The organism is Enterobacter sp. Bisph1 (genome assembly GCF_000814905.1).
Classification (GTDB): Bacteria; Pseudomonadota; Gammaproteobacteria; order Enterobacterales; family Enterobacteriaceae; genus Kosakonia.
On record NZ_JXAG01000025.1, the window covers coordinates 32,750 to 55,202 of the forward strand.

General features: G+C 52.8%; 23 protein-coding genes and 1 pseudogene. 9 read left to right on the forward strand and 15 right to left on the reverse strand.

Going from position 1 to position 22,453, the window contains the following annotated elements; genetic code table 11:
* Positions 1 to 114: 114 nt before the first annotated feature.
* Positions 115 to 360, reverse strand: a complete 246-nt coding sequence (gene zapB, locus RW65_RS03160) for a septal ring assembly protein ZapB (protein ID WP_086873298.1) — start codon at positions 358 to 360, stop codon at positions 115 to 117.
* A gap of 493 nt (positions 361 to 853) precedes the next feature.
* On the opposite strand from zapB, the gene RW65_RS03165 reads away from it, so the two are divergent.
* The 4 genes from RW65_RS03165 to fpr all read left to right on the forward strand — a co-directional run bounded on the left by RW65_RS03165 (position 854) and on the right by fpr (position 5,195).
* Positions 854 to 1,702: an MIP/aquaporin family protein gene (locus RW65_RS03165; protein ID WP_039055229.1), complete on the forward strand. Its 849-nt coding sequence runs from the start codon at positions 854 to 856 to the stop codon at positions 1,700 to 1,702.
* A gap of 21 nt (positions 1,703 to 1,723) precedes the next feature.
* Positions 1,724 to 3,232, forward strand: coding sequence for a glycerol kinase GlpK (gene glpK, locus RW65_RS03170; RefSeq protein WP_039055230.1), 1,509 nt, complete (start codon positions 1,724 to 1,726; stop codon positions 3,230 to 3,232).
* 109 nt (positions 3,233 to 3,341) lie between these two features.
* Positions 3,342 to 4,352, forward strand: a complete 1,011-nt coding sequence (gene glpX / locus RW65_RS03175; RefSeq protein ID WP_039055231.1) for a class II fructose-bisphosphatase — start codon at positions 3,342 to 3,344, stop codon at positions 4,350 to 4,352.
* Between the two features lie 96 nt (positions 4,353 to 4,448).
* Positions 4,449 to 5,195, forward strand: a complete 747-nt coding sequence (fpr, locus tag RW65_RS03180; protein ID WP_039055232.1) for a ferredoxin--NADP(+) reductase — start codon at positions 4,449 to 4,451, stop codon at positions 5,193 to 5,195.
* Here fpr and RW65_RS03185 read toward each other — a convergent pair whose 3' ends face one another.
* A complete protein-coding gene (locus RW65_RS03185; RefSeq protein WP_039055233.1) occupies positions 5,196 to 5,615 on the reverse strand; it encodes a DUF805 domain-containing protein in 420 nt (139 codons plus the stop codon). It abuts the gene before it with no gap.
* Positions 5,616 to 5,727: 112 nt separating this feature from the next.
* Between RW65_RS03185 and RW65_RS03190 the strand changes: the two genes are divergently transcribed.
* Complete coding sequence (locus RW65_RS03190) at positions 5,728 to 6,327, forward strand: DUF1454 family protein (protein ID WP_039055234.1); 600 nt, start codon at positions 5,728 to 5,730, stop codon at positions 6,325 to 6,327.
* A gap of 107 nt (positions 6,328 to 6,434) precedes the next feature.
* On the forward strand, positions 6,435 to 7,202 hold the full coding sequence (gene tpiA, locus RW65_RS03195) for a triose-phosphate isomerase (protein ID WP_039055235.1): 768 nt from the start codon (positions 6,435 to 6,437) through the stop codon (positions 7,200 to 7,202).
* A gap of 39 nt (positions 7,203 to 7,241) precedes the next feature.
* On the opposite strand, the gene RW65_RS03200 is transcribed toward tpiA, so the two are convergent.
* The 10 genes and pseudogenes from RW65_RS03200 to cpxP form a co-directional block, all read right to left on the reverse strand.
* A complete protein-coding gene (locus RW65_RS03200; protein WP_039055236.1) occupies positions 7,242 to 8,546 on the reverse strand; it encodes an SLC13 family permease in 1,305 nt (434 codons plus the stop codon).
* A gap of 73 nt (positions 8,547 to 8,619) precedes the next feature.
* Positions 8,620 to 9,378, reverse strand: coding sequence for a CDP-diacylglycerol diphosphatase (cdh, locus tag RW65_RS03205; protein WP_039055237.1), 759 nt, complete (start codon positions 9,376 to 9,378; stop codon positions 8,620 to 8,622).
* A gap of 119 nt (positions 9,379 to 9,497) precedes the next feature.
* Positions 9,498 to 10,487, reverse strand: coding sequence for a sulfate ABC transporter substrate-binding protein (locus tag RW65_RS03210; RefSeq protein ID WP_039055238.1), 990 nt, complete (start codon positions 10,485 to 10,487; stop codon positions 9,498 to 9,500).
* A 164-nt stretch (positions 10,488 to 10,651) separates the two neighbouring features.
* A complete protein-coding gene (pfkA, locus tag RW65_RS03215) occupies positions 10,652 to 11,614 on the reverse strand; it encodes a 6-phosphofructokinase (RefSeq protein WP_039055239.1) in 963 nt (320 codons plus the stop codon).
* A 205-nt stretch (positions 11,615 to 11,819) separates the two neighbouring features.
* Positions 11,820 to 12,704: a CDF family cation-efflux transporter FieF gene (gene fieF, locus RW65_RS03220; protein WP_039055240.1), complete on the reverse strand. Its 885-nt coding sequence runs from the start codon at positions 12,702 to 12,704 to the stop codon at positions 11,820 to 11,822.
* A 159-nt stretch (positions 12,705 to 12,863) separates the two neighbouring features.
* Positions 12,864 to 13,262: a type II toxin-antitoxin system HicB family antitoxin gene (locus RW65_RS03225; protein WP_039055241.1), complete on the reverse strand. Its 399-nt coding sequence runs from the start codon at positions 13,260 to 13,262 to the stop codon at positions 12,864 to 12,866.
* Between the two features lie 2 nt (positions 13,263 to 13,264).
* A pseudogene (locus RW65_RS03230) lies at positions 13,265 to 13,467 on the reverse strand (type II toxin-antitoxin system HicA family toxin).
* Positions 13,468 to 13,933: 466 nt separating this feature from the next.
* A complete protein-coding gene (locus RW65_RS03235; protein ID WP_039055242.1) occupies positions 13,934 to 15,049 on the reverse strand; it encodes an XRE family transcriptional regulator in 1,116 nt (371 codons plus the stop codon).
* Positions 15,050 to 15,059: 10 nt separating this feature from the next.
* Positions 15,060 to 15,656 (reverse strand): hypothetical protein, encoded by a 597-nt coding sequence (locus tag RW65_RS03240; protein ID WP_039055243.1) that lies wholly within the window; start codon positions 15,654 to 15,656, stop codon positions 15,060 to 15,062.
* A gap of 337 nt (positions 15,657 to 15,993) precedes the next feature.
* Positions 15,994 to 16,500: a cell-envelope stress modulator CpxP gene (gene cpxP / locus RW65_RS03245; protein WP_039055297.1), complete on the reverse strand. Its 507-nt coding sequence runs from the start codon at positions 16,498 to 16,500 to the stop codon at positions 15,994 to 15,996.
* Between the two features lie 151 nt (positions 16,501 to 16,651).
* Between cpxP and cpxR the strand changes: the two genes are divergently transcribed.
* Together cpxR and cpxA are read left to right on the forward strand one after the other, a co-directional pair.
* Positions 16,652 to 17,350: an envelope stress response regulator transcription factor CpxR gene (gene cpxR / locus RW65_RS03250; RefSeq protein WP_039055244.1), complete on the forward strand. Its 699-nt coding sequence runs from the start codon at positions 16,652 to 16,654 to the stop codon at positions 17,348 to 17,350.
* Positions 17,347 to 18,720, forward strand: coding sequence for an envelope stress sensor histidine kinase CpxA (gene cpxA / locus RW65_RS03255; protein ID WP_039055245.1), 1,374 nt, complete (start codon positions 17,347 to 17,349; stop codon positions 18,718 to 18,720). The genes cpxR and cpxA overlap by 4 nt, the downstream gene beginning before the upstream one ends.
* Before the next feature lie 30 nt (positions 18,721 to 18,750).
* Here cpxA and yiiM read toward each other — a convergent pair whose 3' ends face one another.
* The gene (gene yiiM / locus RW65_RS03260; protein ID WP_039055246.1) at positions 18,751 to 19,425 is read right to left on the reverse strand and encodes a 6-hydroxyaminopurine reductase; all 675 of its coding nucleotides are present in this window, start codon (positions 19,423 to 19,425) and stop codon (positions 18,751 to 18,753) included.
* A gap of 162 nt (positions 19,426 to 19,587) precedes the next feature.
* Between yiiM and RW65_RS03265 the strand changes: the two genes are divergently transcribed.
* Entirely contained in the window at positions 19,588 to 20,478 is an 891-nt protein-coding gene (locus RW65_RS03265; RefSeq protein WP_039055247.1) for a dihydrodipicolinate synthase family protein, read from the forward strand.
* Between the two features lie 38 nt (positions 20,479 to 20,516).
* Here RW65_RS03265 and kdgT read toward each other — a convergent pair whose 3' ends face one another.
* Positions 20,517 to 21,500: a 2-keto-3-deoxygluconate transporter gene (gene kdgT / locus RW65_RS03270; RefSeq protein WP_039055248.1), complete on the reverse strand. Its 984-nt coding sequence runs from the start codon at positions 21,498 to 21,500 to the stop codon at positions 20,517 to 20,519.
* A gap of 256 nt (positions 21,501 to 21,756) precedes the next feature.
* On the reverse strand, positions 21,757 to 22,377 hold the full coding sequence (gene sodA / locus RW65_RS03275; RefSeq protein WP_039055249.1) for a superoxide dismutase [Mn]: 621 nt from the start codon (positions 22,375 to 22,377) through the stop codon (positions 21,757 to 21,759).
* Positions 22,378 to 22,453 lie beyond the last annotated feature (76 nt).

A 22,453-nucleotide genomic window follows, 5' to 3' on the forward strand; every position in this document is an offset into this window, starting at 1 on the left:
ATATCATTTCAGTACTTTCCCTGAAAATCGCGTTCCAGCCATTCAGCGAATCATTCAACCCAGCCTTGAAAACCTTCTGACCGGGGCGAATGCGCGCCACGCTCTGCTCAGGAATCAGACTTCTTCCATGCGGCCCAGCAGCGCCTGTAAACGCTCCTGCCAGCCGTGCTGCTGTTCTCTCAGCTGGTGATTTTCACGCTCCAGCTCTTCACGGCTCTGCTGCGCGGACTGAACATCCTGCGCCAGGCTGTTGTTTTTCTCTTTCAGCTCTTCGATTTCCATCTGCAACAGCGTGATGGTATCAATCGCCTGCTGCACTTTCGCTTCCAGTTTTTCAAATACTTCTAATGACATTGTCATACCTCTCCTGAGTTGCAAGGCGTTGATGGATATACACTGGGTTCTTCGCGTTGCAGCTGCGTCACCGCTTTCTTACAACCCGAATGATACGTGTCCTGCTATAACCCCGTCCCGACTACCGGCGACGCCTTATGAATTTGAGCGAATCTCGCTTGTCACCGATTGTATGAAGCCCGCCAGCCCCTGTCCAGCGCGCATCCACGCTGTTTGCGCTTTGCAACACTTTTCATCCTCCTCCTGGTGCAACCCGTGGCGCTACCACTAAATTGTTAATACTTTGGTTACTAAACTGATTCAGCTCACACTTCGCTGTAGTTTAAAAACGTGCGCTAACGCTCGAAAACGCTCATTTTATTGACAGAGTACACACATTTTAATTTCGATATTTCTCGTTTTTGCTCGTTAACGATAAATTAACACTGTGTCTACAGGACATCATGGGCGAGCGATCGCTTGTGCTAACAATAACCATTACCTTTTGCAGGATCCGATTATGAGTCAGACACCAACCTTAAAAGGCCAGTGCATCGCCGAGTTTCTCGGCACCGGGTTGTTGATTTTCTTCGGTGTGGGATGTGTGGCGGCGTTGAAAGTGGCTGGCGCCACCTTCGGCCAATGGGAAATCAGCATTATCTGGGGTTTGGGCGTGGCAATGGCCATCTACCTGACCGCAGGGGTTTCCGGCGCACATCTGAATCCGGCTGTGACTATCGCATTATGTCTTTTCGCTAGCTTTGAAGGGCGTAAAGTTGTTCCCTTCATCATTTCTCAGTTTGCCGGCGCGTTTTGCGCGGCTGCGCTTGTTTACGGGCTTTACTACAATCTTTTCCTCGATTTCGAACAAACGCACAATATGGTGCGTGGCAGTGTTGAAAGTCTCGATCTGGCGGGTATTTTCTCAACCTACCCCAACCCGCACATCAACGTTATTCAGGCCTTCGCCGTTGAAATGGTCATTACCGCCGTGCTGATGGGCGTCATTATGGCGTTAGGTGATGACGGTAACGGACTTCCGCGCGGCCCGTTGGCACCCTTGCTCATCGGTCTGCTGATCGCGGTTATTGGCGCCTCAATGGGTCCGTTGACCGGATTCGCGATGAACCCGGCACGCGATCTTGGCCCGAAAACGTTCGCCTGGCTGGCTGGCTGGGGCAATGTCGCCTTTACCGGCGGCAAAGATATTCCCTACTTCCTCGTTCCGCTGTTCGGGCCGATCGTAGGCGCGGCGCTTGGCGCATTCGGCTATCGTAAACTGATTGGCCGCCATTTACCGTCGAATACCAGTGAGGCGGCGGACGAAAAAGGTACCGCCTCCACCACTCAACAAAAAGCTTCGCTGTAATGTGACTACGGGAACATAACTATGACTGACAAAAAATATATCGTTGCGCTCGATCAGGGCACTACCAGCTCCCGCGCCGTTGTGATGGATCATGACGCCAACATCATCAGCGTCTCTCAGCGTGAATTTGAACAAATTTATCCTAAGCCAGGCTGGGTTGAACACGATCCGATGGAGATCTGGGCATCACAGAGTTCTACCCTGGTGGAAGTGCTGGCAAAAGCCGATATTAATTCCGACGAGATTGCCGCCATCGGCATCACCAACCAGCGTGAAACCGCTATCGTTTGGGAACGTGAAACCGGTAAACCGATTTATAACGCTATCGTCTGGCAGTGCCGTCGTACCGCAGATATTTGCGAAAAACTGAAACGCGACGGCATGGAAGATTATGTTCGTAGCACCACTGGCCTGGTGATTGATCCCTACTTCTCCGGCACCAAAGTTAAATGGATCCTCGATCATGTTGAAGGCTCCCGCGAACGTGCGAAACGCGGTGAACTGCTGTTCGGTACCGTTGATACCTGGCTTATCTGGAAAATGACTCAGGGGCGCGTTCACGTCACCGATTACACCAACGCCTCACGTACCATGTTGTTCAACATCCACGAGCTGGAGTGGGATGACAAAATGCTTGAGGCGCTGGATATCCCGCGCGCAATGCTACCGCAGGTGCGTAAATCATCCGAAGTCTACGGTCAGACCAACATTGGTGGTAAAGGCGGTACGCGTATTCCTATCGCCGGTATCGCCGGTGACCAGCAGGCTGCGCTGTTCGGCCAGCTGTGCGTAAAAGAAGGGATGGCGAAAAACACCTACGGTACCGGCTGCTTTATGCTGATGAACACCGGCGAGAAAGCGGTGAAATCAGAGCATGGCCTGCTGACTACCATCGGCTGTGGCCCGAAAGGCGAAGTGAACTATGCGCTGGAAGGCGCGGTGTTTATGGCGGGCGCGTCCATTCAGTGGCTGCGCGACGAAATGAAATTAATTAGCGATGCGTTCGACTCTGAATACTTCGCGACGAAAGTGAAAGACACCAACGGCGTATATGTCGTACCGGCCTTTACCGGCCTTGGCGCGCCGTACTGGGATCCCTATGCGCGCGGGGCCATCTTCGGTCTGACCCGCGGCGTCAACTCAAACCACATTATTCGCGCTACCCTTGAATCTATCGCCTTCCAGACGCGCGATGTGCTGGAAGCGATGCAGGCGGACTCCGGCATTCGTTTACACGCGCTGCGCGTGGACGGCGGCGCGGTGGCCAACAACTTCCTGATGCAGTTCCAGTCCGATATTCTCGGCACCCGCGTCGAACGCCCGGAAGTACGTGAAGTTACCGCGCTGGGTGCGGCCTACCTGGCTGGCCTCGCGGTTGGTTTCTGGCAGAACCTTGATGAGCTGCAGGAAAAAGCGGTGATCGAACGCGAATTCCGTCCGGGTATCGAAACCACCGAACGTAACTTCCGTTACAGCGGCTGGAAAAAAGCCGTCAAACGCGCGCTGGCGTGGGAAGATCACGAAGAGTAATTTGCCTCAACCGTGCCCTCTCTCATCGCAGAGAGGGCATCTGTCCAATAAGCCCTCCTCTCCTCGCTGTGATAAACTTCGTTCAATTTCTTTCACTATAGAGTTTGTTATGAGACGAGAACTTGCCATCGAATTCTCCCGTGTGACCGAAGCTGCGGCGCTGGCTGGCTATAAATGGCTGGGGCGTGGCGACAAGAACACGGCAGATGGCGCAGCGGTTAATGCCATGCGCATCATGCTCAACAACGTCAATATCGACGGCACCATCGTGATTGGCGAAGGCGAGATCGACGAAGCGCCAATGCTGTTTATTGGCGAGAAAGTCGGTACCGGAAAAGGTGATGCGGTGGATATTGCCGTTGACCCGATTGAAGGCACGCGCATGACGGCGATGGGCCAGGCCAATGCGCTGGCGGTACTGGCGGTCGGTGATAAAGGCTGTTTTCTGAACGCGCCGGATATGTACATGGAAAAGCTGATTGTCGGGCCTGGGGCAAAAGGGGCCATCGATCTGAATCTGCCGCTGGCCGAGAATCTGTGCAATGTCGCCGCTGCGCTGGGCAAACCGTTGAGCGAACTGACGGTGACTATTCTGGCTAAACCCCGTCATGACGCGGCTATCGCTGAGATGCAGGCGCTGGGCGTGCGTGTGTTTGCCATTCCCGATGGCGACGTTGCCGCGTCGATTCTAACCTGCATGCCCGATAGCGAAGTCGACGTGCTGTACGGCATCGGCGGCGCACCTGAAGGGGTTATCTCCGCAGCGGTAATCCGTGCCCTTGATGGCGATATGCAGGGCCGCCTGCTGGCACGTCATCAGGTGAAAGGCGACAACGAAGAGAACCGCCGCATTGGTGAATATGAGTTAAAACGCTGCCGCGGCATGGGCATTGAAGCGGGCAACGTGCTGCGCCTTGATGAAATGGCGCGCAGCGACAACGTGATCTTTGCCGCCACCGGTATTACCAAAGGCGACCTGCTGGACGGGATCACCCGCAAGGGCAATATCGCCACCACCGAAACGCTGCTGATCCGCGGTAAATCGCGCACCATCCGCCGTATTCAGTCTATTCACTATCTGGATCGCAAAGACCCCGAAGTGCAGCGGCATATACTGTAAGGGTATTTGTTCAATTGAGCTTTCCGGCCTGCACGGGCTGGAAATCTCATCCTCCAGGCATGAAGATAAGGCATCGCTACAGAACAGGAGAAAACCATGGCGGAATGGGTAACAGGAAAAGTCACAAAGGTACAGTTCTGGACCGATGCGTTATTCAGCCTCACCGTTCATGGTCCTGTTCGTCCCTTTACTGCCGGACAGTTCGCCAAACTTGGGCTGGAAATTGACGGCGAGCGCGTACAGCGCGCCTACTCTTACGTAAACGCGCCGAGCAACCCCGATCTTGAGTTCTACCTTGTTATCGTGCCGGAAGGCAAACTCAGCCCGCGCCTGGCCGCCTTACAGCCGGGGGATGAAGTACAGCTGGTGAGTGAAGCCGCAGGCTTCTTTGTGCTGGAAGAAGTGCCAGAATGCGAAACCCTATGGATGCTGGCGACCGGTACGGCGATTGGTCCGTACTTGTCGATTTTGCAGGAAGGCAAAGATCTTGAGCGCTTTAAAAATCTGGTGCTGGTGCACGCGGTACGTTATGCGGCGGATTTAAGCTATTTACCGCTGATGCTGGAGCTGCAAAAGCGCTACGAAGGGAAGCTGCGGATCCAGACGGTGGTGAGTCGGGAAGCCATCTCCGGATCCCTGACCGGGCGCGTGCCGGCGCTGATTGAAAGCGGCGCGCTGGAAGAAGCCGTCGGGCTTGAAATGAAGGCGGAAACCAGCCATGTGATGCTGTGCGGTAACCCGCAAATGGTGCGCGATACCACACAACTGCTGAAAGATAGCCGGCAGATGGCGAAGCACCTGCGCCGCCGTCCGGGGCATATCACCGCCGAACACTACTGGTGATCAGAAGTACTTCACATCCAGCGTCTCTTTGCCGTACTTGTTTTCCTCCTGGGTGCCCACAAAAGCGCCCAGGTCGATCAGCAACATCACGATAATCACCACCGGAATCAGACGCCCCACCGTCCATGCAAGGGTATCGCCCAGCATCTGCCAGTTGCCCGAAAGCAGCATCCACGCCAGCACCATTAGCAGCGCCCATCCACCGTGGCGGCCCCGATCGTGCAGACGTTTTACCATCACGCAGGCGGTCGGCCAGATAAGGCAGACCAGAATAAAAGCGGCCATCTGAAAATCCAGCATGCCGCCATTGGCCAGCGCGAACAGCAAGGTCATGCTCAGCACCCACAGGATCATCCAGACCCAGAAATCACGACGCCCAATGCGTCCTTTAAAAGAGAACAACCACTGCTGTATACCCATGTAAGGTTCCTTTTCTCGTCATGCTGCGTAGTTTACCCTGGTGGCGGGAGTTTTTGACAAGCCAGCCTGATATCGTTTTAATCGTGAGCATACTCAACAGAGGGCGATGTGAATGAAAGCATGGCGTTATCTAATTTGGCTTCTCTTGTCCGCACTGGTTTTCTGCACGCCGGGATACGCACAAGAGCCATCGACTGCCACCACCGCGCCCTATTTATTGCCGGGCGCGCCAACCTTTGATCAGTCCATTAGTCAGTTCCGCGAGAAATTCAATACCGATAATCCCACCCTCGCGCTCAACGAGTTTCGCGCGATCGATAGCCGTGGCGAGCAGGCAAATCTGACGCGAGCGGCGACAAAAATTAATGATAACCTCTACGCCTCGACGGCGCTGGAGCGCGGCACACTAAAAATTAAATCGATGCAAATTACCTGGCTACCGGTACAGGGGCCGGATCAAAAAGCGGCAAAATCCAGAGCGCAAGAGTATATGGCCGCGTTTATTCGCGCCTTTTCCCCGACGCTGACTGCCGCCCAGAGTACGCAAAAGCTGCAAAAATTACTCGCCAGCGGCCGTAATAAGGCTTACTACGCCGAAACGGAAGGCGCGATTCGCTATGTGGTGGCAGATAACGGGGAAAAGGGGCTGACCTTCGCAGTTGAACCGATTAAGCTGACGCTTTCTGATGCCCTTGATGAGAACAATAAATGACAAAAAGCAAAGCCTTTCAGGGGATGAATCTCTATACTGTTTCACAGACCATGCTGCCCTGACGGGCGGCCATATTCCTTAATTCGCCAAGCGCGTGGAGAGTAAAAATGCGACATCCTTTAGTGATGGGTAACTGGAAACTGAACGGCAGCCGCCACATGGTAAACGAACTGGTTGCAAACCTGCGTACCGAACTGGCTGGCGTAACGGGTTGTGCTGTCTCAATCGCTCCGCCGGAAATGTACCTCGATCTGGCTAAACATGCTGCTGACGGCAGCCACATCGTGCTGGGCGCGCAAAACGTTGACGTTAACCTGTCTGGCGCGTTCACCGGTGAAACCTCCGCTGAAATGCTGAAAGATATTGGCGCTAAATACATCATTATCGGCCACTCTGAACGTCGTACTTACCACAAAGAATCTGACGAGCTGATCGCGAAGAAATTTGCCGTGCTGAAAGAACAGGGCCTGACGCCGGTTCTGTGCATCGGTGAAACCGAAGCCGAAAACGAAGCGGGTAAAACCGAAGAAGTGTGCGCACGTCAGATTGACGCAGTGCTGAAAACTCAGGGCGCTGCGGCCTTCGAAGGCGCGGTCATTGCTTACGAACCGGTTTGGGCTATCGGTACTGGCAAATCTGCTACCCCGGCGCAGGCGCAGGCCGTTCACAAATTCATCCGCGATCATATTGCTAAAGCCGATGCGAAAGTGGCTGAGCAAGTGATTATCCAGTACGGCGGTTCCGTGAATGCGGGCAACGCAGCTGAACTGTTCACTCAGCCGGACATCGACGGCGCGCTGGTTGGCGGCGCATCCCTGAAAGCGGACGCTTTCGCGGTGATCGTTAAAGCAGCAGAAGCCGCTAAACAGGCTTAATGCGGTACAACCCTCTCCCGCCCGGGAGAGGGTTTTGTCTTACAATTTCCCCAGTACGCTAAACCACGCATAATCCAGCGGTAACAGCACCAGGTACGTCACTACCGCCAGCGCCAGACAAAGCAGCATTCCTGCCCTTGCCGGAACTTTACCCAGCGCCATCGCCACCACAATCGGCGACGCCTGGTAGGGTAACAGCGGCGTGGAATACCCCAGCACCTGAATCATAATCACCGTCAGCAACGGAAAGCCGGTAGCATCGGCAAAGCTCTGCGCCAGCGTGGTAAACAGCGCCGGTACGCCGTTAGCGGTCATAATAAAATTAAGCGCGGTCGTAATGCCGGTGAGTGCGAGGAAACTGGTGAAGGGTTGTGCGGGATCGAGGGGCATTACATGCAGCAGCGCATTGCCTACGGCGTTGCCAATGCCGGTTTGTGTCACGGTAATCGCCAGCCCCAGGATCCCCGCTACATAGATACAGGTCCGAATATTGACGCCGCTGGAGAATTCGTCGCCATTAATAAAGCCCACGCGCGGCAGCAGCGTTACGCAGGCAGCGGCAAGCCCGGTCCATGCCGGCCCTATACCATGCCAGCTCTCCGTCACCCACAAAATCAGTACCACCGCCAGCAGCCACGCCAGCCGCTTCTCCGCCCGGCTCATCGGTTCCGCTGGAGTTTGTTCTCGCGGCGCATGGGGCTGGCCGGGGAAGAGCCAACAAATCAGGCCAATCAGGATAAGCCCCTTTAAAATACCGAGCACCGGCGTGTGCAGCAGCAGATAAGGCAGATAGTTGAGATGAATGCCGTAAGAGCCTTCCGCCGCGCCGCTCATCACCAGGTTCGGCACATTGGCGGGCAAGATGGTCGCCGACAGCTGGAAAGTGCCGAAACCCACCGCCAGCGCCAGCCCGTACCATGGACGCGTCCCTTCATGAATCCCCGCTCGTGCGGCCATAGCGGCGACAATCGGCATCAACAGCGCAATGCGTCCCATGTTCGACGGCATAACAAAGGCCAGCGCATAGCTCAACAGCACTACGCTTGCGACCATTTGCGGCCACGAGTCGGTGAGCCTGGCCGAAAGCGCCCTCGCCGCCCTGTCCGCCAGCCCGGTTTTACGGATCGCCACCCCAAGGACAAAGCCGCTAAATACCAGCCAGAAAGCCGAAGAAGCAAAACCACCGAAGATCACCTCCGGCGGCGCGATTTTCGCCACCATCGCCGCGGTAAAAAAGAGCAGCGCGGTGATAAATTCCGGCAGGAGCGAGGTGGCCCACAGCACTATGGTAATACCGACAATAATAGAGGGAAGGACAAGAGGGTGTGAAAGCCAGAATGACATGCCTGTCTCCTGTAGATTTTTCCAGCAAGTCTACGGTGACAGGCGTGCTGAGTAAACGCGATTTATGGTGGGGTTACTGCAGAATATCGCATTGATGATCCTGCAGTTCTTCTGCCGATGCCAGATTAAGGGCCAGTAAATTACGCTCGGTAGCCAGCAGCACAAACGTGCCATCCGCCTGCTGCGCCATCGCCAGCGCGTACCGTCCCATATGCGCTTTTGCCTCCGGCACTTCTTCTGCCAGCATCAAAAACGGGCTGCGTTGCGCCAGTTCTTCTGCGGTAACGCGGCGGGCTAAATATTGATGACCGCGCAGGCCGCCGGGGAATTCCAGCCACTGGCTGCTGATGCGTGCAGAATTATCATTAAGCTTCGCGCGTACATCAGGACGCAGACAAGAGATATGGATATGGAAATGGTTCTGTGAGCGCCCGGAACGCGAGTTAATGGTCAGGGAAATGGCGTTGTCTGGCACCGTGCTGCCGCGCAGTTTGCTCATAAAGTCGCGGGATTGCCATGACTGCCAGAAAAAATTCGGCGTTGCGGATTGTAACAACAGCGGGCTTTCCGTCCCGTTGATGCGATAGGTTGGCATCAGTAAATACTGCAGTCGCCCCTCGGAGGCTTTCATTACCACATAGCCGCCTTTTAGGTTGATCTGCTCGCACGGTTTTGGTGAATGATGCTCGCGGTCGTTTGGCAGACATTGTTCCGTCACTATCTGGCGCAACGCATCAGGGTTAGCGCTCTTTTTAAACCACAGCCAGGTTCCCGCTGCTGCCAGCAGGACCAGCAGCAATATAACTAAGACGATACGACGTGCAGTTTTCATGATTCCGCTTCCTTTGCTGAATGAAACGGAATAATAGCGCATTTCGTTGTGGGATTTGAAAATACGGATTTTCTGCACAGAGCAGTAAAACGCCCTCTTATGAGGGCGTCCTGAGACCGTTAACGCTTGCTGATTTGGTCGAATGTTCCGCCGTTGGCGAAGTGCTCTTTTTGCGCTTTCGTCCAGCCGCCGAACACGTCATCGATGGTAAAGAGTTTCAGTTTCGGGAAAGCATTGGCATATCTGGCAGCAACCTGCGCATCACGCGGGCGGTAGAAATTCTTCGCCGCTATCTCCTGGCCTTCCGGCGAATAGAGATATTTCAGGTAGGCTTCAGCTACTTTTTGGCTGCCTTTTTTCTCAGCCACTTTATCGACCACGGAAACCGTTGGCTCGGCGAGGATAGATTCACTCGGGGTCACGATGTCGAATTTATCTTTGCCCAGCTCGTTGGTTGCCAGCAGCGCTTCGTTTTCCCACGCAATCAGCACATCGCCAATGCCGCGTTCAACAAAGGTATTGGTTGCACCACGCGCGCCAGAATCCAGCACTTCCACGTTTTTATAGAGCGCTTTGACGAACTCCTGCGCTTTGGCCTGATCGCCGCCATTCTGATGCAGGGCATAGCCCCAGGCCGCAAGGTAGTTCCAGCGCGCGCCGCCGGAGCTTTTCGGGTTCGGCGTGATAATGGAAACGCCCGGCTTAATCAGATCGTTCCAGTCATGGATTTGTTTCGGGTTGTCTTTGCGTACCAGGAAAACAATGGTCGAGGTGTACGGTGCGGAGTTATCCGGCAGTCGCTTGATCCAGTTTTTATCGATACGGCCACGCTCGGCAATGGCATCCACATCGTAGGCCAGCGCCAGGGTGACGACATCGGCATCAATACCGTTAATCACTGAGGTGGCTTGTTTGCCGGAGCCGCCGTGGGACTGACGAATCACCACATTGTCGCCGGTCTCTTGTTTCCAGTGAGCGCTAAACGCTTTGTTGTATTGCTCATACAACTCGCGCGTCGGATCGTACGAGACGTTTAATAACTGGATATCCTTCGCCAGAATGCTGGTAGAAGCCAGCAATAATGTTATCCCCAAGCCCCATTTATTCATCGCCCACTCTCTTCAGGTTATCGTTTTTGATGACATCAGACTGCCAGAAAGAAATCTGTAGATTAAAGAATAAAAAAAGATTGGTTATAACTCCGAAGAATAATCAACGATAAAAAAAGCCCTCAACGAAGAGGGCGTTTTCCAGTCCAGAGGCGTTTTGGCGCTTAGTAAAGTTTTTTCGCGCAGTCGAGCCAGTCGCCTTTGAAGGGGCGTTTCATATTTTCAATGGCGTCAATGATATCGTGATGCACCATTTTTTCATTCTGAATACCAACGCAACGGCCGCCGTAGCCCTGCAGCAGCAGCTCGATGGCATAAGAACCCATGCGGGATGCCAGAATACGGTCGTAAGGCACCGGAGAACCGCCGCGCTGAATATGACCCAGCACGGTCGCGCGAGTTTCACGCTCCGTTTCGCTCTCGATATACTTCGCCAGTTCGTCGATATCGCAAATATGCTCGGTAATCGCCACGATGGCGTGTTTTTTACCTTTGGCGATACCGGCTTTGATCTCGGCTACCAGGTCTTCACGATTGAATTCCACTTCCGGCAGCACGATAAACTCACAGCCACCGGCAATAGCCGCCGCCAGCGTCAGATCGCCGCAGTAGCGGCCCATCACTTCAACGATAGAGATACGCTGGTGGGAAGAAGAGGTGTCACGCAGACGGTCGATGGCTTCAACCACGGTTTGCAGCGCGGTGAAGTAGCCGATGGTGTAGTCGGTACCGGCAACATCGTTATCGATAGTGCCCGGCAAACCGATGCACGGGAAGCCCATTTCAGTCAGGCGTTTAGCGCCCATATAAGAACCGTCGCCGCCGATAACAACCAGCGCGTCGATACCGCGTGTTTTCATGTTCTCGATAGCCACGGCGCGGACATGCTCTTCACGGAATTCCGGGAAGCGGGCGGAACCGAGGAAGGTACCGCCGCGGTTGATCATGTCCGACACGCTGTAGCGGTCGAGTTGGATCATGCGGTCTTCGTACAGGCCGAGGTAACCATCATAGATACCCGCGACTTCCAGACCTTCTGTCAATGCTGCGCGGACGACGCCGCGAATAGCGGCATTCATGCCTGGCGCATCACCGCCACTTGTCAACACACCGATTTTTTTAATCATGACTACCTCTGAACATAGGAATACAAAATAAAATCTTTGGCCTTAAGCGACTCCCCTGTGGGAGCGAACAAAACTCTATGCTGCAAATAGTATATCAAACCCAGCTTGCTGAATTGATTCAGGTCAGACCCTATGGCGGTAATTTATACACAAAAAGCAGGTCTGGCTCACTTTATTACAAAGAAATACGTAAGCGTCCGGGTGTTTATCGTCCTTGAGGTACTACTGAGCAAGGATCCTGATGAATAATGACATCGGAACCTGGGAAACGTTGCAAAATCGCCTGTTCCACCTGCTCAGCGATAAGATGCGCATGTACAAGCGGTAGGTTATCTTCCATTTCCAAATGTATTTGAATAAAACGGGTCGGCCCTGACTGCCGCGTGCGAAGATCGTGAGCGCCGCTGACGCCCGGCCAGGAAGTGACGATAGTGAAGATTTCCTGGCGCTCTTCATCAGGTAAGGCTCTGTCCAGCAATGCCTGAACGGCGTCATACCCCATGCGTAACGCGCTATACAAAATATAGCCGCCGATACCCAGCGCAAAAAGCGCATCCGCCCGGTGCCAGCCATACCACGAAAGCCCCAGCGCGATGAGAATTGCGCCGTTCATCATAACATCAGACTGATAATGAAGCATATCCGCCCGCACGGCCTGGCTGTGTGTTTTACGTACAACCCAGCGCTGAAAAGTGACCAGAATCACTGTGCTAAATAACGCAATCAGCGTGACCGTAATCCCGATGCCCGCAGCATGAAGCGGTTCTGGTCTTGCAAGATGCTGAATGCCGGTCAAAAAGAGGAACAACGCGGAGCCAGAGACAAACATACTCTGCGCCAGCGCCGCCAGCGACTCCGCTTTACCGTGACCAAAGGTGTGTTCTTCGTCCGCAGGTTGCAACGAGTAGCGCACCACCAGCAAGTTGGTTAGTGACGCGGCGATGTCCACCACCGAATCAACCAGCGCCGCCAAAATACTGACGGAGCCGGTATACCACCATGCGAAGATTTTAATGATCAGCAGTACGGATGCCATAACGGTTGCCGCAACTGCCGCCCGGGTAACCAGCCGCCCATAGGATTGATTCATAAACGCTCCAGCTTTGATCCTGCGGGAATTATAACGGATAGCAAACGGCGATAATGGGTTAATTAGGCAGAGAAATGTTAGGTAAAAATACCGTCGGCTGAACTGACCCGTTAAGTTGAATAGCCAGCCGGTACGGTCTCAGAAAAAATTAGCGGTCTTTTACCTGCACATCGTAATGCGTTCAAGGGCCGCCTGAGCGAGAAAACCGGATCGGCTTTTAAACTCAGGATGCGTGGCAACACAACGGTCGATTCTATCAATTAACGATTTCGGTAGCGTGACGTTGATTTTCTCAGAACCGCCCAGCAGGCGAATAACATCCACATCAACCAGCGCCCAGGTATATCCTTTAAATTCATCGCGTTTCGCCAGTTCTCCAACTGAAGAGACAGCGGGAATGTCCTGACCGAGTTCAACTAAAAGTTCGATATGCCCGGTGATCGCGTCCTTTGCATTGGCAATAGCCTCGTCCAGGCTCTCACCTGCTGAAAAACAGCCAGGCATTACGCCATAGGCGTGTTTCTCGTCCCCGGCTTCAATAGCGATTGGGTAAAACATAATTAAGCCTCTTCGAGAAAGCGGGGGTCAATCCCGGCTTGTTTCCTGATGCTTTTTACCGTCTTAATCGGTAAATCTTTTTTGGGGTGGGGAACCGTCACCAGTCCCGGTTTTGTTGGGTGGGTAAATGGTGGTGTGATCCATTCACCCTAATCAGGATCCAGCCGTCGGCCTTGATCTCTACAATAAGCTTCCTGCTTTCCATCCTGCTTCCCTGCCATGTTCCGATAAAATAACCCCAATAACCCCAATAACCCCAATAACCCCAATAACCCCAATAACCCCATCATGCAAGCACTTCAGGGTTATTGGGGTGATTTATGAATGGATGATAAGGATGTTTTTGCCTGCCAGCCGCTCCGCTTATAACGGGCTGAAACCTTTCTCAAATGCGTTCGTGCTTTGTGCTTTGGCCATGGCTACATTTTGTTTAGAGGCCTGGGTTTTCGAAACGGGCAGGACGAGGCTGGTTTCAATCATCTAATTTTTTAAATTATTTTGGGTTGACGCCAGGCAAAAAAACCATACTTAATGCAGGGGAATTCAGGGTGGCGAAGAAATCCTATCAGCAAAACAATAGAATAAAGGGATGCACTCTTATCTTCGTCTACATTTTGACTACACTTCGACATAAAAAATCCCGCCGTGACGGGATTTGACACTACGATTAATTATGCCTGCCTGAAGCGATACGCTGACATGGACACCACATTCTCAGAAAGGTTTTCATATTCCAGACCTGCTAAAAGTGTTCCATTCGATAATTCTTCAAGCATCGCTGGGGTGATACATAAGCGGCGAGCAAGTGAACCAGCATCTATGGACATCTCATTTGTTAAATATTTCATTGCCTTATGAAAAAGCTCTGGTGTCTCTTGTGGGATTAGGCAGTCCTCTTTCTCATCGATAGCTTCTCCCTTTCGTTTCAAACCAAAAAATGCCGTTTTATATTGAGCATCAGTTAGAAGGGAAAGCTGATGAGCACGGTAGATAATTGCAGCCTTACTAACTTTCCACGTCAATTTAAACTGACTAAGCCCTTGCCAATCAATACGTCCCCCTATAGGGCGAGGAAAATATTTTGCCATTGCTGAGCGAGGCAGTAACAAAGCCGATGCGAAACGATTTGCCTGAGATTCTGTTACTCTATCTCCTGTCGAAACCCCTTCATGGAGAATTAGATGTGCGACCTCATGAGCAATGTCAAAGCGCTGACGGCATGGGGATTTCTTAGCTGTATTTCTTACAATAAAGGGGCGACTTAGAGGTACAGAAAGTGCGTCCACATCATCAGAAACAGAATCAAAAGAAGTAACGAATGCCCCTAATTTCTCAGCCAGTCTAGTCATGTTATCAATAGGACCAAAGCCTAGCCCCCAATCAACACGACACTTCTCCGTTGCTTTTTCGATCTCATCTTGTGTATACGCCCTTAGCTCAGGGAATCTTACTGGAGGCAAGTCTAAATATTCGTCAAATACTTCAATAACGCGACGATACAGCTCTGCTTTAGCCAAAGTAGCCCATTTTGTTGCCATTCGCGTTGAGCTACGTTTACGAAAATGAACGATCTCTTCGTTTACAGGTGATTGGTCGTTAACTTCAAAGAATTCAGGCATTACAAACAGAATAGCCGCTAATTTATTCGCAAGCTCACGAGTGGGGACTGCAGAGCCGGATTCCAGCCGCTGAATATACTGGCGGGTCTTTTCGACCCGCTCAGCGACTTGCTCCAATGATAACTCGTGATACAGACGAGCTAACCGCAAATTAGAACCGTTAAACACTTTTCACCTACTATTCATTATCGCCGTTCTTTTCCTTTTTATCAGGAACAGAAGGACGGATATCATCTAACTCAATTTTGACTGCTTCTGGTGGTGTATCATCGGTAGAATGCGGTATTGCCAAGCGTGCATCACCGTATGTCCACTTGGATACAATCTCATCAAGCATGTTATAACCGATGAAATGAACACGCGCTCCCTCACCTTCAAATTCAGGCTTTTCTACCACAAAACGATGTAATGTTGGTATTTCTAATTCTGGCTCAAAGAGTTGATCAACTTCATTTCTACGGTAGAAACCAGGTTTCTTAGGACTCTCAGGATCATCCGCAAAGAAACGTACTGGTATAGCATCGATTTCAAAAGTGATATCCATGCCCGCATGCTTAAGATTCAACCAGCTATGCTTACCACTCATACAGAGCGCCAAGAGCATTTGTCGTTGCCGCCCAAAAGTACAAGTGCCCCTAGTGTAGTTGTCATCATATGGTGTAGAAAGTTGCTCATACGTCTGATCCAGAACAGTAAGTAATTCTTCAGCGATAGTAGATAGACGATCTTCATTCAATTGTGGGTAAAAATTCCACGGCAATTTGTAGTTAGCCATCAATCAAGCATCTCCGTGCAAAATTCTAAATTTGTCAACCTGAATGCTGGTGCAAATTTTTGGATTTGTCAACTAACACCTGTTAATTTTCACAGCCTTTTTTTATGCGTGCTAAGTGGATCAAATTAAAATTTTCAGCGTTACATCGGGCGGATTGTTAACGGGAGAATGGTCTACGGAATGTACACTCTGCTAACTTAAAGCGTTTTACTACAGCTGATAGCGGTGTTATGAGACGCTGGTTTTTAAGCTTTTTTCTAAATGATTGATAAAAAAAACCCCCACATCATGTGGGGGAAGACAGGGATGGTGTCTATGGCAAGGAAAACAGGGTTTGTTACTGGTAATGCCTGGTACTGCTGCTACTCAGAACCGTCGACGGAGAGCTTTTTTGCATTTGTGAAATTTCACGTAGTTGCGTCATCCGTTGCAGGTGTTTCTGGTTTAAAACCGCTTGCTGCTCTGGCGTTAACAGGTTGTACATCTGGTTGCGGACCTTCGCCATTTCAACCTGACGGGCTACCTGCTCCTGCGCCATTTTTTCTGCCTGAGCGCGTACAGCGTTTTCATCAAAATTTTGTGCGGTGACAAGCCGATGCATTGTCTCCATTTCGCTAACATTAAGAGGAGGCTGATCGTGTCTCGCCTGACTCATCAAATCCCGCATCTGTTGACGCTGGTGTTCGGTTAAATTAATACCGTCGAACATATGGCTCTGAACACTGCGCTGGGCTAACCCCTCTATCGGTTGCCAGTTATCGCCTGTTACGACGTCAGCTGCGTGGTTAACGGTACTAAACGCCAGCGTTGAGGCCATGACGGCAACGGTAACAGCGATGCGCATCATTTTCTCCAATACCTTTTTCGTCTCACGACTGAACGATAATCAGTCTACGATTCAGGCTGCAAACATGCGTCAGGGGGTGTAAAACAACGTAAAGTCATGGATTAGCGAGTCTCGATGACGTAATTTCTGCCTCGGAGGTATTTAAACAATGAATAAAATCCTTTTAGTAGATGATGACCGAGAGCTTACTTCCCTGTTAAAGGAACTGCTCGACATGGAAGGTTTTAATGTACTCGTTGCCCACGACGGGGAGCAGGCGCTTGACCTCCTCGACGATAGCATCGACCTGCTTTTGCTTGATGTCATGATGCCGAAGAAAAACGGTATCGACACGCTTAAAGAACTACGCCAGACACACCAAACGCCGGTCATTATGCTGACCGCCCGCGGCAGTGAACTCGATCGCGTCCTCGGCCTTGAGCTGGGTGCGGATGACTATCTGCCAAAACCGTTTAACGATCGTGAATTGGTCGCGCGTATTCGTGCGATCCTGCGCCGTTCGCACTGGAGCGAGCAGCAGCAAAACAGCGACAGCGGCTCGCCGACCCTTGAAGTGGATGCCTTGAGTCTCAATCCGGGACGCCAGGAAGCCAGCTTCGAAGGCCAGGCGCTGGAACTGACCGGCACCGAATTCACCCTGCTCTATTTGCTGGCTCAGCATCTGGGACAAGTGGTTTCGCGGGAACATTTAAGCCAGGAAGTGCTGGGTAAACGTCTTACGCCGTTTGACCGCGCTATCGACATGCACATCTCCAATCTGCGGCGCAAATTGCCGGAGCGCAAAGATGGGCATCCATGGTTTAAAACCCTGCGCGGCCGCGGTTATCTGATGGTGTCCGCTTCATGATAGGAAGTTTGACCGCCCGCATCTTTGCCATCTTCTGGCTCACGCTGGCGCTGGTATTGATGCTGGTATTGATGGTGCCGAAGCTGGACTCCCGTCAAATGACGGAGTTGCTGGACAGCGAGCAGCGTCAGGGCGTGATGATTGAACAGCATGTTGAAGCGGAACTGTCGAACGATCCGCCAAACGATCTTATGTGGTGGCGCAGGCTGTTTCGCGCCATCGACAAATGGGCGCCGCCCGGTCAACGCCTGCTGCTGGTGACCAGCGAAGGGCGCGTAATTGGTGCCGAGCGCAACGAGATGCAAATCATCCGTAACTTCATCGGCCAGGCGGATAACTCCGACCATCCGCAGAAGAAAAAATATGGCCGGGTCGAAATGGTTGGCCCCTTCTCCGTTCGCGATGGAGAGGATAACTACCAGCTCTATCTGATTCGTCCCGCCAGCAATTCGCAATCTGACTTTATCAACCTGCTGTTTGACCGCCCTTTATTGCTGTTGATCGTCACCATGCTTATCAGCTCGCCGCTGCTTTTGTGGCTGGCGTGGAGCCTGGCGAAACCCGCGCGTAAGTTGAAAAACGCAGCGGATGAAGTGGCGCAGGGTAACTTACGTCAGCATCCGGAACTGGAAGCCGGGCCGCAGGAATTTCTTGCCGCCGGGGCCAGTTTTAACCAGATGGTGACGGCGCTGGAACGCATGATGACCGCCCAGCAGCGCCTGCTTTCCGATATTTCACACGAACTGCGTACGCCGCTCACGCGTTTACAGCTCGGCACCGCGCTGCTGCGTCGTCGCAGCGGCGAAAGCAAAGAGCTTGAACGCATTGAAACCGAGGCGCAGCGGCTGGACAGCATGATCAACGATCTGCTGGTGATGTCGCGCAATCAGCAGAAAAACGCGCTGGTCAGCGAAACGGTGAAAGCCAACCAGATGTGGAATGAGGTGCTGGATAATGCGGCCTTTGAAGCGGAGCAGATGGGCAAATCCCTGACCGTTAATTTCCCGCCGGGCCCGTGGCCGCTGTACGGTAACCCAAGCGCGCTGGAAAGCGCGGTTGAAAACATCGTGCGCAACGCGCTGCGCTACTCGAACAGCAAAATTGAAGTCAGTTTCGCGGTGGATAAAGACGGCATTACGATTAACGTCGACGATGACGGTCCTGGCGTCAGCCCGGAAGACAGGGAGCAGATTTTCCGTCCCTTCTACCGCACCGATGAAGCCCGCGATCGTGAATCCGGCGGTACCGGCCTTGGGCTGGCGATTGTCGAAACCGCTATCCAGCAGCACCGCGGCTGGGTAAAAGCCGATGACAGCCCACTGGGCGGTTTACGCCTGACCATCTGGCTACCGCTGTATAAACGTTCCTGATAAATGCCCTCGCCTCTTAGCGAGGGCGTTTTATTTTCCCAACAATCTTCGTGAATTATCTTCGATTTTGCCGCTAAAGCGCCGGTTTTGCAGAGTACGTGTCCAGCTCGCTGACAATCCCGCTGCCGACAGCAGGCGATGATATTGTTCATCGTCGAAAGGCTGAAACCAGACAATTGCCGCCGCGTCATAAACGCTAACATTACTCACCCGTGAGGCCAGTTCCAGCGGCGCGTCCGGCGATACTTTTCCGCTGCCTATCACCCGATAGAGCCAGCCAACGCGACCGCTGGACTGCATCTGCGATGACATATCCCTGATACCGAAATGGTAATTAAGTTTAAAACAGGGCGAGCGCGGCTGCGTGACCTGGATCAGCGTCTTGCCCCAGCGAAAAATATCGCCGATAAAGACCTCTTTCTCTGTCAGGCCCTCGGTGGAAAGATTTTCGCCAAACGCAGGCGCACAAAACAGCGCCGCCTGTTGGGGAAACCTCTGCGCCCAGTGGGCATAATGCTCACGGGGATAGTGGCACAGCGCGCGATCGGTTCCGCCGTGGTAACTTTTCTCCGCCTGCTGGTCGCCGTTAACCCCGGTTTCCGTCAGCGATAATTCACCATCAACCTGCAACTTGGCAATCGCGCTGGGCCGACTGCCCGGGTAGTCCCTGACTGTGCCTGTAAATACTGCAACCGGATACTGCATACCACCTCCCGCATACGTCGTTCATTGCCCTATTACACCACTTATTCGCCGACCCAACCTGTGAAAATGAGACATGCATGCATATGCCTACACCCGCGCCGTGCTATCACTTACTAAGCACTTTTGAAACGCGATTTCATTAACCGAGGAGGCAGTGACGTGATGCATAAAACCCCATTTTCCGGTGTCTGGTGCCCTTCCATCACGCCGATGGATCCTGAAGGCAAAATCGATCTACCGGGTTTACAACAACACCTTACCCGCCTGGCGGCGGCAAAAATCGATGTGGTTTTACTGATGGGCAGTATAGGTGAGTTTGCCTCTTTCTCACTGGAAGAGCGGCTGCTGTTGCTCCGTGAGGCACGCGCCATGTCACCCATTTCCATGGTCGCCAACGTCTCTTCCACCTGTTTTAACGATATCCTGTGGATGGCCGACGAAGCTTTTCGCACCGGCTATGAAGCCGTAATGGTGCTGCCGCCCTATTACTACGGGCAAACCAGTAACCAGCTGTTGAGCTATTTTCGCGCCCTCGGTAACACCATCAGCGGCAAATGGTTTGCCTATAACTTTCCGGCGCGTACCGGTTGCGATTTAACACCAGAGTTAGTGGCAACGCTGGCGGCTGAATTCCCCCATTTTGCGGGCATTAAAGATACGGTGGATTGCCAGTCGCACACTCGCAACATGATTCTGGCCACCCGCCAGGTGCGGGACGATTTCGCGGTGCTGTGCGGTTACGACGAATACTTCATTCCGAATCTGCTGGCAGGCGGCGCGGGCGTGATTTCCGGGTTGAACAATGTGATGCCGGAGCTGTTTGTTAAAGCGCGGGAAGCGTGGCGACAAGGTGATGTGGCGACGCTGCATCAGGTGCAGCTTGAGATCGGCAAATTTATGGCCATCTATAGCATTGGCGATGATTTTGTCACGACGATTAAAACCGTCGTATCACGTAAATTCGGCTACTGTACTCCCGTTGCCCGCAACTTTGGCGGCGCGCTCAATGAGCAGCAGTGCCAGATTATCGATACGGTCTTTGCTATCCAATAACGCAAAAGCCGACCTGCGCCCAGGTCGGCTTGATGGCTTTATTTCACGGTATTCCGCACTGAGATTTCCGCCTTGTCGCCTTTCACCTTGCGTGACCAGAGCGAGGTCAAAATCGGCACCAGGATTGACGTGACAATCACCGATGTCGCGACCAGCGCCGTTGCCGCCGGCGCCATGGCTTTAAATTCCGGCACCATTTCCGCAATCAACACCGGCGTTGCTACCGCCGCGCCTGCCGAGCTGGAGGCCGCAAGACCCGCCGTTCCGTCCCCGCCGCCAATCATTTTATCGGCAATAATCAACGGAATGCCGGTAATCACAATCACCGACAGACCAAGCAAAATCCCCAACAGTCCGGTTTGGGCAATTACACCTAAATCGATGGTATTGCCGAGGGCGAAGGCGAAAAACGGGATCAGGGTTTGTACCGCTTTGCCAAAAAACTCGCGCAGCTCTGCATCAAGGTTACCCAGCGCAAAACCCACCAGGAACGGCAGCACCGCACCGACAAAGACGTGAGGTTCAAAGGAGGCGATGCCCGCGGTCCCCAGGATAATCATCGTCATCAGCGGGCCGGATTCCAGCGACATCAGCACAAACGCACCGGCCTCTTCCTTGGTCCCGTACTGCTGCATGATGGAAGCATAAAGTCCGCCGTTGGTCATATCCATTGAGGCCACCAGCGCCAGTGTCGACAGCCCGGCGAAGAACCCCACCTCAACGCCATGTGCGGGAATCAACCGTGACGCCACTGCCGCGACAATCCAGGCGACGGCGATTTTAGTTACTACCAGCGTCCCGGATTTACGCAGCACCGTACCCGTAGCGCTTAGCTTGATGGATGCCCCCATACAAAAAAACCACACCGCGAGGATCGGCACCGTGCCGGTGATCATGCCGTTAGTGAATGAACCGAAATATTTACCCGCCCCCGGTGCAAAGGTGTGGCACAAGGCACCGATGAACAAGGGAACCAGCATCATACCGCCGGGGATCTTCTCAATTGCACGCTTGATTTGCATATCTTCACCTGTCGAAACCGGTCGATTTTTAGGGCGTCGGCACTCCGGTTGTACGGGACAGCAGCCGCGCGGATGAAGAGAGAGTAGATCTGGACCCGAGGAAGAAAAGTGATCAACCAACCATAACAAAACAATATTTCATTATTTTAGGATCAACGCTCCTAAAAGTTATGGATAAGCGAAAATAGATAAAAAAATGCCCCGTCGGCGATGCCAGACGGGGCAGGAATTCACTTACGTGGGTGAAGCGCGCGGCTTATTTTTTCGCAGCGAAACGCGCAGCAGCTTCGTCCCAGTTCACCACGTTCCAGAACTCTTTGATGTAGTCCGGGCGACGATTCTGGAATTTCAGGTAGTAAGCATGTTCCCACACATCCAGGCCGATAATCGGGAAGCCGGACGCGCCGGAGATCGCTTCGCCCATCAGCGGGGAGTCCTGGTTAGCGGTAGAAACCACAGCCAGTTTGTCACCTTTCAGTACCAGCCATGCCCAGCCGGAACCAAAGCGAGTGGCTGCGGCTTTTTCGAATTCAGCTTTGAAGTTCTCTACGGAACCGAAATCACGCTCGATAGCGGCTTTCAGATCGCCCTGCAGGGTGGTGTCTTTTTTCAGACCTTTCCAGAACAGGCTGTGGTTAGCGTGGCCGCCAGCGTTGTTGCGCAGTACGGTTTTTTTGTCGGTCGGCAGCTGATCCAGTTTGGTGATCAGCTCTTCTACCGGCAGGCTCGCGAACTCCGGCAGGGTTTCCAGCGCGGCATTGGCATTGTTCACGTAGGTCTGATGGTGTTTGGTGTGATGGATTTCCATCGTCTGTTTGTCGAAATGTGGTTCAAGGGCATCGTATGCGTACGGCAGAGCGGGCAATGTATAGCTCATTTTCATCTCCATCAAAGGTAAGCGGCTACTGTGTTAACGCCGCGTAAGCAGTTGGTTCATTATAGTTAATTAAATG